This window comes from Dermabacter sp. HMSC06F07 (assembly GCF_001807345.1).
Taxonomy (GTDB): Bacteria; Actinomycetota; Actinomycetes; order Actinomycetales; family Dermabacteraceae; genus Dermabacter; species Dermabacter hominis.
In genome coordinates, this window is the sequence record NZ_KV788566.1 from 14653 (window position 1) to 31454 (window position 16802).

The 16802-nt window shown below is 61.0% G+C and carries 12 protein-coding genes; 8 read left to right on the plus strand and 4 right to left on the minus strand.

The window, feature by feature from the left end:
- The first annotated feature begins 39 nt into the window (after positions 1–39).
- The 4 genes from HMPREF3157_RS00265 (at position 40) to HMPREF3157_RS00280 (ending at position 6740) form a co-directional block, all read left to right on the plus strand.
- Positions 40–2430, plus strand: a complete 2391-nt coding sequence (locus tag HMPREF3157_RS00265; RefSeq protein ID WP_070435198.1) for an acyltransferase family protein — start codon at positions 40–42, stop codon at positions 2428–2430.
- A 119-nt stretch (positions 2431–2549) separates the two neighbouring features.
- Entirely contained in the window at positions 2550–4526 is a 1977-nt protein-coding gene (locus tag HMPREF3157_RS00270) for a DUF6541 family protein (RefSeq protein ID WP_016663316.1), read from the plus strand.
- Between the two features lie 44 nt (positions 4527–4570).
- Positions 4571–5446 (plus strand): glycosyltransferase family 2 protein, encoded by an 876-nt coding sequence (locus HMPREF3157_RS00275; protein ID WP_016663317.1) that lies wholly within the window; start codon positions 4571–4573, stop codon positions 5444–5446.
- A 253-nt stretch (positions 5447–5699) separates the two neighbouring features.
- Positions 5700–6740 carry a hypothetical protein gene (locus HMPREF3157_RS00280; RefSeq protein WP_246816464.1) on the plus strand — a complete coding sequence of 347 codons (1041 nt, stop codon included), beginning with the start codon at positions 5700–5702 and terminating at the stop codon, positions 6738–6740.
- On the opposite strand, the gene HMPREF3157_RS00285 is transcribed toward HMPREF3157_RS00280, so the two are convergent.
- Together HMPREF3157_RS00285 and HMPREF3157_RS00290 are read right to left on the minus strand one after the other, a co-directional pair.
- Positions 6737–7747, minus strand: coding sequence for a glycosyltransferase family 2 protein (locus tag HMPREF3157_RS00285; protein ID WP_083287987.1), 1011 nt, complete (start codon positions 7745–7747; stop codon positions 6737–6739). The genes HMPREF3157_RS00280 and HMPREF3157_RS00285 overlap by 4 nt on opposite strands.
- A gap of 124 nt (positions 7748–7871) precedes the next feature.
- A complete protein-coding gene (locus tag HMPREF3157_RS00290; protein ID WP_168161666.1) occupies positions 7872–8888 on the minus strand; it encodes a glycosyltransferase family 2 protein in 1017 nt (338 codons plus the stop codon).
- A 96-nt stretch (positions 8889–8984) separates the two neighbouring features.
- On the opposite strand from HMPREF3157_RS00290, the gene HMPREF3157_RS00295 reads away from it, so the two are divergent.
- Positions 8985–10298, plus strand: coding sequence for a M18 family aminopeptidase (locus HMPREF3157_RS00295; RefSeq protein ID WP_016663321.1), 1314 nt, complete (start codon positions 8985–8987; stop codon positions 10296–10298).
- A gap of 39 nt (positions 10299–10337) precedes the next feature.
- Entirely contained in the window at positions 10338–12437 is a 2100-nt protein-coding gene (locus tag HMPREF3157_RS00300; protein ID WP_016663322.1) for an acyltransferase family protein, read from the plus strand.
- On the opposite strand, the gene HMPREF3157_RS00305 is transcribed toward HMPREF3157_RS00300, so the two are convergent.
- A complete protein-coding gene (locus tag HMPREF3157_RS00305) occupies positions 12438–12758 on the minus strand; it encodes a hypothetical protein (protein WP_016663323.1) in 321 nt (106 codons plus the stop codon).
- A complete protein-coding gene (locus HMPREF3157_RS00310) occupies positions 12751–14184 on the minus strand; it encodes a glutamyl-tRNA reductase (protein WP_016663324.1) in 1434 nt (477 codons plus the stop codon). The genes HMPREF3157_RS00305 and HMPREF3157_RS00310 overlap by 8 nt, the downstream gene beginning before the upstream one ends.
- A gap of 103 nt (positions 14185–14287) precedes the next feature.
- Here HMPREF3157_RS00310 and hemE point away from each other — a divergent pair, with 103 nt between their 5' ends.
- Together hemE and hemG are read left to right on the plus strand one after the other, a co-directional pair.
- On the plus strand, positions 14288–15343 hold the full coding sequence (gene hemE, locus HMPREF3157_RS00315) for a uroporphyrinogen decarboxylase (protein WP_016663325.1): 1056 nt from the start codon (positions 14288–14290) through the stop codon (positions 15341–15343).
- A gap of 11 nt (positions 15344–15354) precedes the next feature.
- Positions 15355–16791: a protoporphyrinogen oxidase gene (hemG, locus tag HMPREF3157_RS00320; protein ID WP_016663326.1), complete on the plus strand. Its 1437-nt coding sequence runs from the start codon at positions 15355–15357 to the stop codon at positions 16789–16791.
- Positions 16792–16802 lie beyond the last annotated feature (11 nt).

Here is a 16802-nt window from a genome sequence, read left to right on the forward strand (position 1 = left end):
GTGCTGTACCGTTCCACAATTACTCCTCTGGAAGGGCACATGGCGAACGCACGCGGGCACCGTGCCCATTCACCGGGCGAAGACGCCCCCAGCTTCTCGCTTGAGGATTTCGTTCAAGACGCGCAAGAATCCGCGCTCGAGCCCCTCGACGACTTCTCGTGGGTGCAGGAGGCCGAAGAGCGCGAAAGCGAAGACATCGCCGCGTGGGGCGCCGCCGAAGACACCGGCGAGCCGTTCGTGTGGTACCAGGAACCCCAGGTTGCCGAGCAGGCGTCGGACTCCCCCGCCCCTGACACTCGCCCCCAGACCACTCCCGCGAACGCGTCCAAGCCCTCGCACTTCCGCCCCGAAATCGAGGGCCTTCGCGCCGTCAGCGTGCTCATGATCGTGATCTACCACGTGTGGCTCGGGCGCGTCTCTGGTGGGGTCGACGTCTTTCTTTTCATCTCCGCGTTTCTCCTCGGTTCCTCGTTTGCGCGGCGTCTCGATGCACGCAAGCCCTTCGGGCCGGTGCGGTACTGGCTGCGGACCTTCACGAGGCTCATGCCGCCCGCAACCATCGCAATCCTCGGTACGCTCCTCGGCAGCTTCCTGATCCTGCCCGAATCCTCGTGGCAAACCGTGATCTCGCACGCGATTGCGTCCGCGACCTACGTCCAAAATATTTGGTTGTCGATCACGAGCGTTGACTACTACGCGCTTGATGCCTCGACTGCCTCGCCGCTGCAGCACTTCTGGTCACTCTCGCTCCAAGGGCAGGTGTTTCTCACGTGGCCGCTCCTGTTCATCGCCGCTAAATTTGCCGCGAGAAAGAGCGCGCATCCGCGCCGCGTAGCCTTCGGATTCTTCTCCGTGATCGCGGCCGCGTCATTCGTCTTTTCTATCTACTACACGGCAACGCACCAGTCGGCAGCCTACTTCTCCACGCCCGCGCGCGCGTGGGAGGTCGCGTGCGGAACACTGCTCGCGCTCGCCCTTCCCACCCTCGATCGTCTGCTCGGGTCCGCCCGCCCCGGATCGCCCGAGGCACCCCGCCACCGCACGCTGCGCGCACTCGCCGGTTGGGCCGGCTTCGCCCTGCTCGTGTCGCTTGGGATCGTGCTCAACGTCCAGGGGCTCTTCCCCGGCTGGATCGCCCTGTGGCCGCTCACAGGCGCGGGCCTCATCATCATCGCCGGCTATTCCGGAACCTCGTGGGGATTCGACCGCGTTCTCACGATGAAGCTGCCGCGGGCACTCGCGTCGAGTTCCTACAGCCTCTACCTCGTCCATTGGCCGATCCTCATCCTGTGGCTCGCCCACTCCGGGCAAAAGCGCGCAGGCGCCCTCGACGGCCTCATCGTCATCCTCGGGAGCATGGCCCTCGCGTGGGTCCTCTCGACGATCGTCGATTCACGCTTCCGCAAGCCCGCGTGGAAGACCGCCCCCTGGTGGCGCTCCCTCACGGTGATCGGTACGTGCCTCGCGCTCGTTCTTGGCGGCGCTCTCGGGCTCCGTGGCTACCTCGCGAGCCAGCAAACGTCGGCCCCCATCACCGCCGGTGCAACCGAGAACTCGAACGCCCTCACGGCGACCTTCAACCCGAATACCCTTAGCCCGAAGGGCTTCGAGCTGGACGGCCAGTGGCCGAACCTTCCACACCTGTGCGATGACCCCTCGGGAGTGCTCGTCGCCACGAAGGACATTCCGTGTGAAACCCTCCGGCCGCTCGGCTCCAAAGCCAGCGCAACCGTACTCGTCGTCGGCTCGTCTCACTCACGCCAGTTCATCCCCACAATCCTCGACGAAGCGAAGGCCAAGAACTGGCAGATCATCAACTTCACCAAGAACGCGTGCCCATTCCGCGAAGACTCCATGCTGGGTGACGGCGAATACTGCAAGGGGTACTTCGACCAGGTCATGAAAGCCATCGATACACACCACCCCGATCTCGTACTCATGACATCGACCGCGGCGACCCCGACCGGGACGGAGGAAACCGTCCCACCGGGCACTCGCGAAGGCATCCAGGCTGTCCTCGACAAAGGCGTCAACGTTCTCGCCGTCCGCGATGCGCCGCGCTGGCCCACGAGCCTCTACACGTGCGCCGAAGCCGTTATTGACGCAGGCGGCACCCCGGAGCTCGCCGATCAAGCATGCGGCGCCGACCTCAGCACCAAGCTCGCATCGACCGACCCGAGCGAGGTGCTCGACAACATGAGCGGCGCGGGCGGGGCCAGGGTTTTCCGCATGGATATCAGCGACCTGATCTGCCCGGACGGGCACTGCGCCCCCATTCAAGGCAACGCCTACGTGTACATGGACGACAACCACCTCACTCGCGTCTTCACAAGCGGGATCGCGAAGGAGGTATCGGCCAGATTCGAGCAACTCGGAATCCGGCTCGGATCAAACACGGGAGGATTAGGGGCCGACGGTAGCAGGCCATAGATTCTGCCCAAGCAACACACGTCACCCTCGAGCTGACGGATTAATGCTGCCTGTAGCATGTACGCTCGTGCGTGGGCTTTGCCCCGCAGTTCGTTAACATTCACTATCCGAGGCGGCTCATGACCTGGCAACCACTCCTGCTCCCCGCGATCGTCGCGTGCCTGTGGGTGACCATGCCAGGTTTTCTCGTGAACATCGCGCTCGGATGCCGCCGTATCACCGCCTTTTTGCTGAGCCCGCTTTCATCCGTAGGACTCATTGTTGCCGCCGCAATTCTTGCGCCGTTCGCCGGCATAGGCTGGGGCCCCCTCCCCGTTGGTCTCCTTACCGTCGTGTGCGCTCTAAGCGGCTTTGGCCTCCGTCTTCTCCTGCAGAAGAAACGGGGAATTCCCGTGACGAGCCGACGTAAGGTTCGAGCCTCTTGGCGCACCCGCCTGCTGTCTCCACCTATCCTCGCGCTCATCACAATCGTGGGATCGTTCGCGCTCATGCTCCGCCACGTGAGGAACATCCTCGGCACTCCCTACGCTTTTTCGCAGGCGTTCGATGCGGTCTTCCACCTCAATGAAGTGCGGTGGATTCTGGAGCATCACAATGCTTCGAGCCTCGACGCGCAGGCGATGACATCTGCAAGCTGGGCATCGCACTTTTATCCTGCGGCCTGGCATGGCATTGCCTCACTCATCGGCCTCACCACCGGCGTCCACCACGTCTCGCTCCTGACCAATGCCACGATCATCGCCACCGTGTGCGTCATTTGGCCAGTTTCGATGATGGCCCTCGTATACGTTCTCACCCCTGGAAACTTGCTGCGTTACACGCTCTTGCCAACCGGAGTCGTGCTCGCCGCTCTTCCGGCATTTCCTCTGACGTTCGTGGAGCATGGTGTTCTCTACCCGAATCTTCTGGGCTACTGCCTGCTCCCCTCTCTCTACGTTCCCTTTCTGGCTCTTGTAGGGCAGGCGAAGCGTCTCAATATGTCAAAAATCCAGGTCTTTGGCATCGGTGCGCTGGGTTCTGCCGGGGCTGCGTTCGCCCACCCGACAGCAGCACTCATGATGCTCGTGGGGTCAACACTCATAGCCGTCTACTTAGGCGTGCGTTTTGCCGTGAACCGTCGTCCCTTGCGGCCAACCCTATTGCTTTCCGGGACCGCCCTACTATTGGGGGCGATCACCGTGATTGCATGGATCAAAATTCGCCCGCCCGGTGAGGCCGCCGAAACCTGGGGCCCCATCACTGATACCGTCGGTGCGGTAGGTTCAACCCTTATCCATAACACTGTCAACGGAATCCCCCAACACATCGCCTTAATCTTGACAGTGCTCGCGATTGTTGGCGCGCTCCGGACTCGGTTCTACCTCCCCCTTATGCTTTGGGCAGTTTCGGCCTTCCTCTGGGTTGTCGCCGCTTCGTGGCCTATGGGTCCCGGCCGCCGCGCCCTCGTTGGAGTGTGGTATTCGGATGTTCCTCGCCTGTATGCGCAGATGGGGCTCTTCCTCATTCCCGCTGCCGCTATTGGCGTGGGATACGCATGCAAGTGGATCGCGAGAACTTCGCGGGTCATCGCTCGCACTCCCTTACGACGCACCGGCCTCGCGGCGGTCGTTGCTGCCGTTCTCGTCACCACCTCGCAGGCGAACCCGATGATGGACTCGTTCATTGATCGAGTCGAAAAAACCTACACCCTCGGAGCAAGAACCAACTCGGTCAACCGACAAGAGCTGGTTTTTATGACTCAACTCCCGGGAGTCGTGGGGCCGAACGATAAAATCTTTGCGAATCCATGGCGCGGTGAAGCCCTTTCGTACGCGTTCTCCGGCGTCAACATTTCCACGCGTCACTTATTGGCGTATGAGTCCCGCGCTGACGTGTACCTCGTCAAACACCTGAACGAAATCGATACCGATCCAATCGTGTGCGAGGCCCTCAAAGCGGGCGGTTACACTCATGTCATGTACTTCTCCGGTCCCGAGATTGACTTCACCTACGCCGCCTATCCTGGCCTGCAGCATCTGGAGAAGGCCAAAAAACTCGAGCTCGTTCTTCAGAACGGCAACGCATCCCTCTATAAAGTGACCGGCTGCAATGCCTGATACACCCTACGAATTTTTGTCTTCACAACATTTTGGAGTCGAACATGACAGTTGACATTCTGTTCCCTTTCTACGGTGATGTCGCGCTGATGAAGCAGGCAGTCCGCTCGATCATTGGGCAGACCAACCCCGACTGGCGACTGGTTGTCGTTGACGATGGCTACCCTGATGACTCGATCCCCGGCTGGTTCGAGTCCCTCGACGATTCCCGCATTACCTACATGCGCAACGAGAAGAACCTCGGTGCGAACGGGAACTACACAAAGGCCTTGAGCTTCGTGGAAAATGACCTGGTGACGGTCATGGGTGCCGACGACGTGATGCTCCCGAACTATATTGACTGGCTCGTTGAAGCTGCGTCTGCGAACCCCGACGCCGAAATTTTCCAGCCCGGCTGTGTGGTGATCGATGAGCACAATGCTCTCTCGAACACTCTCGTGGAGCGAGTAAAAGACCATTACCGCCCGTCGACGGCTGTGGTGCTGCGCGGCGAGGAGCTCGCCACGTCAATTCTGCGTGGCAACTGGCTCTACTTCCCCTCGCTTGGGTGGAAGGCAAGTACGATCACCAAGATCGGCTTCCGTAAGGGCCTGAACGTTGTTCAGGATGCAGCTCTCGTGCTTGATGTCGCTATGCATAACGGTGGCCTGTTCTACGATCCGACGGTTGCTTTCATGTATCGCCGTCATGGCGGTTCGGATTCGTCGTGGCGCGCCCTCGAAGGTACCCGCTTCGACGAGGAGCGGGCGTTCTTTAACCAGATGGCTGATGAGATGACCGCGAAGGGCTGGCCTAAGGCCGCACGAGCAGCGCGAGTACACCTTTCGTCGCGACTTCACGCTCTTAGGCTCTTGCCGAAGGCCGCTTTGGCTAAAAAGTGGCAGGGCGTCAAGAACCTCGCCACGCATGCCGTCAAGTAAGAGCGACACTCCCACTGTCACGAAGCGTGATTCTGCCGCAATTCTGGTCGCGTCAGCGTGCGCAGCAGTCTCCGCTCTCCTGGCCACATGGCTCGCGAACCGGTATCTCGAACCGGCCGAAGTCACCGAGTTCCTCCTGTTTTGGTCGGTGCAGTTTGGGATTTTTGGTGTCGTTGCCGGAATTCAGCAGGAAGTCACTCGTGCAGTAGGAGCCGCGCGCCTTTCACAATCAACCGATGGAGCTCCTGTCGTTTTGGCAGCGGCAACGGTCGGCGGTCTATGCGCGATCGCGACGATAGCTACTTCCCCGTTGTGGGGAAAATCCACACTGCCAACAAACACCACCGCATCGGTCGCGCTCTTGGCGCTAGGAGTCGCACTGTATGCGTTTCATGCTGCGTTTAGTGGGGCGGCTGCGGGTTCTCAGAAGTGGCTCCTTTTTTCTATTTTTGGTGGTGGGGAAGCGCTTTGGCGCCTCGCCGCGCTCGCGGCTGTCTCTCTCCTCGCTGCTTCGCTGCTTGGGATGGAGGCGGCGGCGATCTCGCCAATTCTGTTGTGGGTCGCGCTGGCAGCGGTGCATCCGGGCACGCGAAAGATCATTCGTGCGCGCGCTGATGTCCCTTATGGCAGGCTCATGCGAAATGTCTTCATCGCTATGGGGTCGTCCACGGCTTCGGCTGTCTTGATGACTGGGTTCCCGGTCATTCTCAACGCGAGCGAAGATGCACCTACGGGTTCGCATACGTTCCTCGTCATGGGGGCACTGATCCTAGCCGTGTCGATTTGCCGGTCTCCGATCATGATTCCGCTCCAGGCATTTCAGGGTGTCGCTATCGCGGCGTTTTTGCGCCAGCGCCACCGCCCGCTTGCGGCGTTCGCTCGTCCGGCTGGCGCGCTGCTTGGTGTTGGTGCTGCCGGGGCGCTTGCCGCGTTCTTTTTGGGTCCTTGGCTTTTCCTTCTGATCTATCCACCGAAAGCAGAGGCAGAAGCCGCTTATCTTTCGGTCGCCAACGGTCCTGTGCTCGCGGCGCTTGCGTTCGGTTCTGCGATCATGGCCCTCTTGGTACTGTCTGGGACCGCTGTGCTCGCCCTCGATCTTCACCGGATCTATCTCACTGGCTGGGTCATTGCTGCTCTCGTGACGACGGTCCTACTTTTTGCGGTGCCGGTCGGCATTATCCCGAAGGTTCTTGTCGCCTTGTATTGCGGGCCTGCGGCAGGGTTTTTGACGCATCTGGCAGCGATGAAGAGGGCGTCCGGCAACGCCCATAGCTTGGATCTAGCAGCGAGTTAGACCGAACGCATGTTTACGCCATAGCGGCGTTTAATATAGGCCCCGTAGAGAATTCTGTAGAGAGACGGCGAAACTTTGAGTAGTAGCGCTGCGGCACCGAACACTGGGCGCACTTTGAGGCAGGTCAGCGCTTCGCGAAAGGAGATTCGCTGGCGGATTTCCTTGAGTGCGGTACCGGAAGAGTCCGGCGCAGCTACGAGTACCTGTTGAGCATTGTTGAGGTAAGTCAGGACCTTCGAGACAGTCAGCGCATCGTGTAGCTGCGGAGCATCTACACGTGTGCGTGTAGCATCCGCCATGAGCGCGATCAGACGGTCACTTTCGGCAACCGGGGTTACTCTCCCCCACGTGAGCCCTCCCGCATCAATCGAGTAGCGATAAAGCGGGTTTTCGATGACGCTAACTCGCCGCGCGTTCATAAGCGCTTGAAGCACAAAGAGCGCGTCCTCAGCGCGATGAATCTCTTCCGAAAACCGAAGCCCCTCAATAATGCGAGAGCTAAACAGCTTGTCCCACAGGAATGGCGTGAACGAACCACTAAGCATTTTTGTGGCCGCATGCAAACCCGTACACCCCCCCAGTTCCACAGGCTCCCGAAGCTTTTGCCCCCCGTCAGCACCAATAACTTTATGCCCGCACGACACAATATCCGCGTTCGCTACTCGAGCTAGTTCGTGGAGATCTGCGAGGAAGGTAGGCTCATAAGTGTCATCTGAATCAAGAAACGCAACCCACTCTCCAGCAGCATTACTCAGCCCCGCATTTCGCGCTGCCGACACGCCACGGTTTTCCTCGAACACGATGACCTTCACACGAGCATCCGGCATGTCATGGAGATGTTGCATGATCTTCTCAAGTGCATCATCTGGAGAAGCGTCAACCACTACTACTAGCTCCCAATCCTCGTCCGTCTGGGATTGAACAGAGGCAATTGCGGGAAGAACGCTCGGCCCCGTTTTGTAAACGGGCATAATTATCGAGGTTCGCGGACTATTCACCGTCGTCACCACACCTTGTTATCAAGAAGAACAATTTCTCGACCTGGAAATCCAGGACCCAAAAGACCCTAGTACCTACAGAAATGTTTTACGGTCTGAATTTAACCAAAGAAAGTTCATTCCTTCTTGCGAGTCATGATTCTTGAGAAACACCATACTGTTTTCGCGCATAAGTGGAATATAACGAACCATACAGTCGAGGACTCACCTTCATGAGCATCGCAGCTACCGCAAACGTTGGGCGTTTTCTTGTGGTTCTCGCGATCGCTGCGAAGTTCAACCTCTGTCTGAGCTCCTTCATGTACCTCTGCTGCTCGCTACCTTCAAGGAGGCGCAGCGCTGCGTGTCCTGCATTGAGGTAGGTATTGACCCAGCACGTCGAATAACCAGGCTCAACGTCGCCAGAGCCCCGCTGGTTCTTGAGGACATCCCGCAGATAGTCAAGAAACTTGGCTGACTCACCCATTGGCGGCACCGAACTCCAGGTAATCGAATTCTCGTTCACAGTGTAGAGATGAAGCGCGTCATCGATTACACGGACGTTTCGCGCCAATCCGAGAACCTTCGCAGTGTAGCCGGCATCCTCGAGACGGTTAATGATCGGAAACTCTGCCTCAACAACCGCAGATCTACGGAAAATTTTGTCCCACGCATACTGCGAGAACCGATCGATGAGCAACAGATCCTGCGCTTGCTTTCCAGCGTAAATTCCCGGGTCGCCTTTAAGTCGATCTCGCTTTGGCTGCCCATCAAGGCCGACAACGGTGTGCGCGCAAGTGACGATATCAACGTCAGACGAAGCAGCCTCATGCATGCGCTCAAGGAAGGTCGGGCGGTACGCATCATCGGAGTCTAGGAACGCTAGCCATTCTCCACGAGACTCACGAATTCCAACATTGCGCGCGCCAGGAAGAGTCAAGTTCTTCTCGTTCTCGATAAACCTGATTCGTTCATCACCGCACGTACCAAGGTAGTCAAGGATGACGCTTCGGGCGTTATCCGGACTGCAGTCGTTCACAATGATCAGTTCCCAGTCGCTATCCGTCTGGGCTTGCACAGACTCAATCGCACGCACCACCGTAGCCTCGGTGCCGTAAACTGGCATGATAATAGAGGTGCGCGGGGCTGGATTCTGCTGACTCTTTTGCACGACGGCGAGTCTACCGGAGAGCCGCATGCGTGACGCGATGTGCCTTGTGCACCCTCGGCCGTGCCGGCACGCCTACCACCTCCAAGGAGTTCAACCTTGACCGCCCACAACATTGAAGCCGCAACTGTTTTTGCCACCGAGCTCGGACAGTTCGTGACCCAGTCTCCGAGCTCGTTTCACGCTGTGGCAACCGTAAGCGAATCCCTGGTTGACGCGGGGTTCACCGAACTTAGTGAAGGCGAGGATTGGGCCGGCATCGCTCGTGGTAGCCGATACCTCGTGCGTCGCGACGGTTCGGTGATCGCTTTCGATATTCCCTCGGGCGCAACCGAAACGACGCCTCTGCGGATTTTTGGCGCCCACACCGATTCCCCGGCGCTCAAACTCAAACCCAAAAGCTCGATCGCCGCGCACGGTTTCACTCAAGTTGGTGTCGAGGTATACGGCGGGGCGCTGTTCAATTCATTCCTTGATCGCGACCTCAAACTGGCCGGCCGCGTCGTTCTCACGAACGGTGAAGAAGCCCTCGTCCACACGGGACCATACCTTCGAGTTCCGCAACTTGCCGTCCATCTAGATCGGGCGGTGAATCGCGAAGGGCTCAAGCTCGACCCTCAAAAACACCTTCAACCCATCACGGGGCTTGCGGAGGGCGCTGAGCACGACGTGCTGGCCGATCTCGCCGCCACTGCAGGCGTAAACCCACAGGACATCGCTGGATACGACATCGTGACTGTCGATGCCCAGGAGCCGCAACTCATCGGCGCACGCAAGGAGTTCCTCGCGAGCGCACGGCTCGACAATCTCCTTTCGACCTTCGCCGGCATGCGCGCAATGGCTGAGCATAAAAGCCGCGACGACGCGCCGATTGCGCTTTTCGTTGCCAACGATCACGAGGAGGTCGGCTCAGCGAGTCGATCCGGAGCTGCCGGCCCGTTCCTCGAGGACGTTCTCGCCCGGCTTTACGCCGCACTCGGCGCAAATGATGAAGAACGCAGGCGCGCATTCAACCGCTCGATCGTGGTCTCGTCAGATGTCGGACATTCGATCCACCCGAATTACCCCGAACGTCACGACCCGGCCAACCAGCCCGTTGCTGGACGGGGCCCCATCCTGAAAATCAACGCCGACCAGCGCTATGCTACCGACGCTCACGGCGCCGCATTTTGGGCTCGTGCATGCGCCCATGCCGGCATCCAATACCAGGAATTTGTATCCAACAATTCCATGCCGTGCGGCTCGACGATCGGCCCCATCACCGCGACACGTCTCGGCATGACGACGGTCGATGTCGGTGTTCCGATCCTCTCAATGCACTCGTGCCGCGAACTCACAGCGGTCTCAGACCCGTATGATCTGTACCTGGCCGCAAAGGCGGTCCTCTCCCCCGAGGTCCTCTTCACCCCGTGATCTCAAGCGGGCAGCCCCACTCCCTACCGAAACGTGTTCATGTCTAATACCGCAACGTCATCTCCCACGCATCGAGCTGACCTCCCGAAGGAACAGCGAGTCTTTCGAACTGACGTCCACGGGCTCAGAGGGCTCGCGGTCTTCCTCGTTGTGATCTACCACGTTTTCGTGGGGCGCGTTTCCGGCGGAGTTGACGTTTTCCTCTTCATCTCCGCTTACTTCCTCACCGGAACATTCGTGCGCCGTATGGAGACCGGAAAGCCCATCGCTGCCGTTGGGTATTGGGGCAGGACGTTTAAGCGGCTACTTCCACCAACGGTCGTCGTGACCTTCGCAATCTTGGCAGCAACCTACATCTTCTTGCCGCCAAGTTCGTACGTACCGATGCTCAAGGATGCGTTCTTCACTCTCATTCAGGGTGAGAACTGGTGGCTGATCAATCAGGCAACCGATTATTACGCTGCCGACCGCACTGCCGCTAGCCCGTTCCAACACTTCTGGTCGCTCTCCATCCAGGGGCAGGTGTTCCTTGCCTGGCCGCTGCTGTTCGCTCTTTTGGCACTTGTCCTCAAGGCATGGGAGAGGCGTTTCCCGCCAAAGAGCCAGCACCAGCACAACATCCGCGTGTGGGGCACAAGTGGCATCGCGATCGGCGCCATTACTCTCGCAAGTTTCATTTGGTCGGTGATTGAAACTTCCGCGGACCAGCAAACCGCCTACTTTGACACGTTCGCCCGCTTCTGGGAATTCGGCCTCGGCGGGCTCGTGGCAATCGCTCTCCCCCTGATCGCCGAACGCACCGACACGCTCCACCCCAACAGCCCGAAAGGGCGGCCGTGGCGGTTCGCCTTGTCAATGCTGGGCGTTCTCGCGCTCGTCTCGATGGGAATGCTCGTGGACGTCGCCGGGAAATTTCCCGGGTGGCTTGCGATCTGGCCACTCTCGGCAGCAGCATTCATCATGGTGATGGGCTACAACCCCATCCTCAGCTCAAAGCCCCTCCAGAAGCTTGGGGGCATTTCGTACGGGCTCTACCTCGCCCACTGGCCGCTGCTCGTGCTGACGCTACAAGTTCTCGAGATTCCCAAGGCGCCGTTCTGGCTAGGTGTAGTCCTCGTGATCGCGAGCCTCGCGCTCGCGTGGCTCATCACGAAATTCGTGGACACCCCATTCCGACGGTGGAAGTGGGCTGGCGCCAAGACCCACAGGTCGGTCGCGGTCGCGCTGGTGACTGTAGCTATTGGTCTGACCCCCGTAGTCATCGCGCAAAGTGTTCTCGACGCAAAGGCAAAGAAGCTTGAACTTGCCGCCGAGATCAACAACCCCGGTGCAGAGGTACTCAACGACGAAAATCTCTACGACCCTACAAACGACCCTAATGTCACGATTTTGCCAACCGAAGCGGACCTTCCCAATGACTGGTTTGATGCGGGACCGCCCTGTCAAAAAGAGGGGGCACCCGATACCAAAGAATGGAAGGGCGCCTCGTGCAACACTTCGCGTCAAGGTCGAATCACGGGCAACAACATGCTCGTAGTCATGGGAAATTCGCGCATGGAGCAAACTTCCGCCGCAATTCTCCCCACTGCACACAAACACGGCTGGGACGTCATGGAACTTACCGCGCCTGGCTGCGCAGTTGGAATGAATAACCACGACCGGTGTGAGCCGTTCACGACGCAGGCAACGGCTTACCTGCTCTCACTTCACCCTTCGGCGGTTGCCCTTCAAACGACTTACGTTGATGAAAACGGCGATGAAGTCGTCAATCAGGGCGCTCTCGACATCGCGGCGAAATTGCGGGACGCGGGGATCGCGGTTATCGCCACGCGAGACATTCCGCGACTCAAGACCAATCTCTCGTCGTGCGCAATCGAGCACGCGGAAGCCCCGAGCGAAAACTGCGTTGAGGAGATCGATCCCTCGATAATCTCGGACCGGCCTGACGGAGAAGCTATCGCAAACGGTGGGTTTTTCGCTCTCGACCTGAACCAGAGCATCTGCCCCGACGCACAGTGCAAACCGATCATCGGGAACACATACGTGTTCCTTGACGAGCGCCACGTGACCGCCACCTACGCAGCGACAATGGCCGGCATCGTGGATGACCAGCTGTCGAACGAAGGGTTCGCCTGGTAGCTACGCCGCGTTTTCGATCGCGTCGCGCGCCGCATCCGCGCGCTCGACTATCGACTCATCACCGGAGAGGTCCCGCACGCGGCGGGCGTCCTTGGTGAGCTCGTCGATCTGGTAGAGGGCGCTATCGAGCAGCCCCTCGGCGGCACACAGGAGCGCCAGGTCGATGCGCGCATGGATCACCTCGGGGGTGTCGTCCCCATGGACGAGGAGCGCGGGAAGCGACGCGAAGGCGCTCGCGCTTGAAGCGGCGGCCGTCTCGCTCAGGAGTGCGCGCAGGCGCTCGCTCGCACCCTCGCTCATCTCAACGCGGTCGTCAAACATACTGGTCTCCCTGCGTCGTGGACTGAGCGGCCTGCCGCGCCTCGGCGGCTTGCGTCGCGTCCAGTTCGCGGCGCATGTTCTCCATCGTGGCAACGGTCATCGGCGGACGTTCGAGGCCGTCTGTTGTGGGCGCGGTCGGTTCCGACGGCGCCCCGGTCCCATCGACGCTTAGTGTTCCCGAGACGTCCACCCCGAAAATTGTGTGGACGGCTTCGAGGAACTGATGAGCCTGGCCGGTCTTGGCGAGCTCTTGCGCGCGCACCATCGGGGAATGAAGGAACTTGTTGTAGACGCGCCCCAGCGAGCGTTGCACCTGTTCGGCTGCGGCTTCGCCGGAGGTTCGGCGCACCTCGTCCACTTCGAGAACGATCATCTCCTTGACGCTTCGGCGCAGGGCGCTCACGGCGGGGTCGACGGCGCGGATCTGCTGGCGTTCTTCGAATCGTACGACGCCGGTGTCGATCAGTTCGCGTGCGCGCGTGATCTCGCCGTGGCCGCTTTCGCCGGCTCTGATCGATTCGAGCGGGATGACGCGCACGCCCGGGAGTGTTGCCGCTGCGGGCTCGATGTCGCTGTGAAGCGCGAGGTCCAGCATTACGAGGTCTTCGCTCGTCGCCCGCTGTTCAAGGGCGCGGGCGAGCATGGGAGCGTCGATCGAATGCGTGCCGCCGCCGGAGGCGGCAATGACGACGGTGGCCTTTGCGAGTGTCGCTTCGAGATTCTCGGGCGCTACCGGCAGGGCACCGTGCGAATCGGCAAACTGTTCGGCGCGGCCGCTGGGGGAAAACACGTGAAGGCTGCCGACTCCCCTGAGGTGGAGCTCGGCGCTTGCCACGCGGGCCATGGCACCGGTGCCGATCAGGAGAGCGTCGCGCCCCTCGAGCTCGGTCCGAAAGAGGTGCGCGGAGTCGAGGGCGACCGCGACGGAGCTTCGCCCGGCGGCTCCAACCTTGGTTTTCGAGGTGACTTGCTTTGCGGTGCGCAGCGCCCCCTGAAACAGGTCGTTGAGGAGCGTGGTGGTGTGCCCGGCAGCGAGGGCGTTCGTGAAGCTCGCCCGTACTTGGCCGGTGATCTCGGCCTCACCGAGCACCTGGGAGTTCATGCCTGCGGCAACCTCGTACATGTGCCGAGCCGAGATGATGCCGGCATCGACAACGAGCATGCGAGCGACCTCCTCGCGCGGCAGGCCGCTCGTGTGGTGAACGGCGCGGGTGACGAGATCGATGGCGTCGTGGAAGAGGTCAACATCCGCGTAGATTTCAAGCCTGTTGCACGTCGCGAGGCACACCCAGCCGGTGAGGGGCTGTTCGGGGTGGCCCTCGTTAAGGGCGGCAAGCTGTTCATCGAGCTGCACCGATCCGCGGGTGACGCGCTCGAGTCCATCGAGCCCGAGATTGTCGTGGGTCGCTCTCAGGGCAATCAGCATGCACCTAGCCTAAGTCAGCTGGGACGTCTTTCTCATCGACATCGGGCACAATAGAGGCGATGACCACGCTACTTTGCTTCTCTCTCACCGTTCACGTGATGCCATGACAGCTTCGATTTCGCCGCGCGAGAGCGCTCTTGTGCAACGCCTAGCCGGGCGAGGGGCAGCCGTTGCTGATGCGCCGCCAAGTGTGTGGTTCATGCGCCAGGCGGGGCGCTCCCTACCCGAATACCGCAAGGTTCGCGAAGGCATCGGCATGCTCGAGAGCTGCCTCATGCCCGAGCTTGCCGCGGAAATCACACTTCAACCGGTGCGCAGGCACGGTGTCGATGCCGGGATTTTCTTTTCCGACATCATGGTTCCGCTCAAGCTTGCGGGCATCGACGTGAGCATCGAACCCGGTGTTGGGCCCGTGCTCGCCCACCCCGTGCGTTCAAAAGCGGATATTGACAAGCTCCCCTCGGTCGACGACGTCTACCGCACCGCTCTCGAGCCGATTCGTGAGGCCGTGCGCCTTACCGTCGCGGAACTCGGTTCCACCCCTCTGATCGGTTTCTGCGGTGCCCCATTTACGGTCGCGAGCTACATGGTTGAGGGGCGCCCGAGCCGCGACCACCTGCGCACCCGCGCACTGATGAGCGCCGAGCCCGAATTGTGGGGCCGCCTCGCCCAGTGGGTCGCTGATATCTCGGGCGAGTTTCTACGCGCCCAGATCGAAGCTGGTGCGAGCGCTGTCCAGCTTTTCGACTCGTGGGCGGGGTCTCTCTCCGAAGCCACCTACCGCACCCACGTCCTGCCTTTTTCCACGCGTACCTTCACCTACGTCCAGGACCTCGATGTTCCCCGGACCCACTTTGGCGTTGGCACGGGGCACATGCTCACCGCCATCCTCGAGGCAGGTGCGACAACCGTCGGACTCGACCACCGCACCCCCATTCCCACCGCCGTTGAAACCCTCCCGGCGGGCACGGGCCTGCAGGGAAACCTCGACCCGGCCCTCCTGTTCTCCTCGGAAAAAGCCCGCTTCACCGAGGCCGAGCGCATCGTGCGCGAGGGCCGCGCCGCTGCCGGGCACGTCGTCAACCTCGGCCACGGGGTACCCCCTCAAACGGACCCGCATGTCCTCACCGATCTCGTGGCCTTCATCCACGAGCAGTAGGAGTACCTGCAATGCGCACGCTTGACACCGTTGTCGTCGGTGGTGGAGTTTCTGGGCTTATCTACGCGCGTGAACGCGCGATGCGCGGCGACACTGTTGTTCTTCTCGAGGCCAGCGACCACGTTGGTGGAGCCGTGTGGTCGCACACACTCGAGGGAATCGAGGCGAACACGGGGGCGGAGGCCTTCGCTGTCGGCGGCGGGAACATGCTTTCGCTCGTGAAAGACCTCGGGCTCGAAAAGCAGGTCGTGTCCCCGGCGACGGGGTCGAGCTTCATCGTTGGAGACACGCACGCGTACGCCTCCCCGCGCAATGCCGTTCTAGGGATGCCCGCCCGCCCACTCGCCGCGGATGTGCGTGAGGCCCTCGGGTTCTGGGGAGCGCTGCGCGCGTGGTGTGAGCGTTTCGTTCCCGCCTCTCGCGCCTCGGAAGAGTCCGTGACAGTCGCAGAATTCGTCACCGCGCGCTACGGCAGAAAAGTCCTCGAGCGCCTCGTCGCTCCCATCATTCGTGGCGTGCACTCCGCGGACCCGGAGAAACTCGAGCTGCGCGCCGTCATGCCGAAACTTCCCGAAAGGGTGCAGGCGCTCGGGAGCGCGCGCAAAGCGATCGAGGAGATCCTCGAGAAGCGAGGGGTGCGCTCAAGCTCCGGTTCTGCGGTGCATTCGCTCGCGCCGTCGATGGCGGAGCTGCCGAAAGCACTCGCGCGCGACATCGAAGAGCACGGGGGCCAGATCTTCACCCAGACCCCCGCGCTTGGACTGCGTGCGTCGAGCACCGACGGCACCTGGACCGTGACTGCCGGGACCCGAGCGGCAGCTTTCACGCGCGAGTTCAAGGCACGCAGCCTCGTAATCGCCACGGGACCCGAAATCGCGCGACACCTGTTGAGTGCACCCGCACCCACCATTGCGAGCCTCATCCCTCTCGCGTCTGCAACCCCGGTTCGCCTCGCCACGCTCGTGCTCGATAACCCAGAATTGAATGCGAAGCCGCGCGGCAACGGCGTCCTCGTCGCTCCCGCCGCCACCTCGATCCGCGCTAAGGCCCTGACTCACGCGAGCGCCAAGTGGGAGCACATCCACCGGGCCTCGGAGGCCTCGAAACCAGGGCGAAACGTCGTGCGGCTCTCCTACAGCCCGGGCCCCGACGGCACCCTGCCAGGGGCCGAACGGTTCCCCGAGCTCGCCATTCACGATGCGGCCGCGATTTTTGGCCTGCAGGCGTCGGACCTCACCGTTGCTGACTGGGCCCTCACCGACTGGACCGGCACGATGCGCCAATCCGGCCCGGGCCACACAGCCGCCCTCGAGACACTCGCAAACGCTCTCGAGCGCGATACGGGAGCGGGCGCCGCCCTCCCCCACCTCGAGCTGACCGGCGCGTGGCGCGCCGGCAACGGACTTGAGGCCATCACCCGTTTCACACGCGAGCTCGCCTCGCGCTAACAACCAACGCA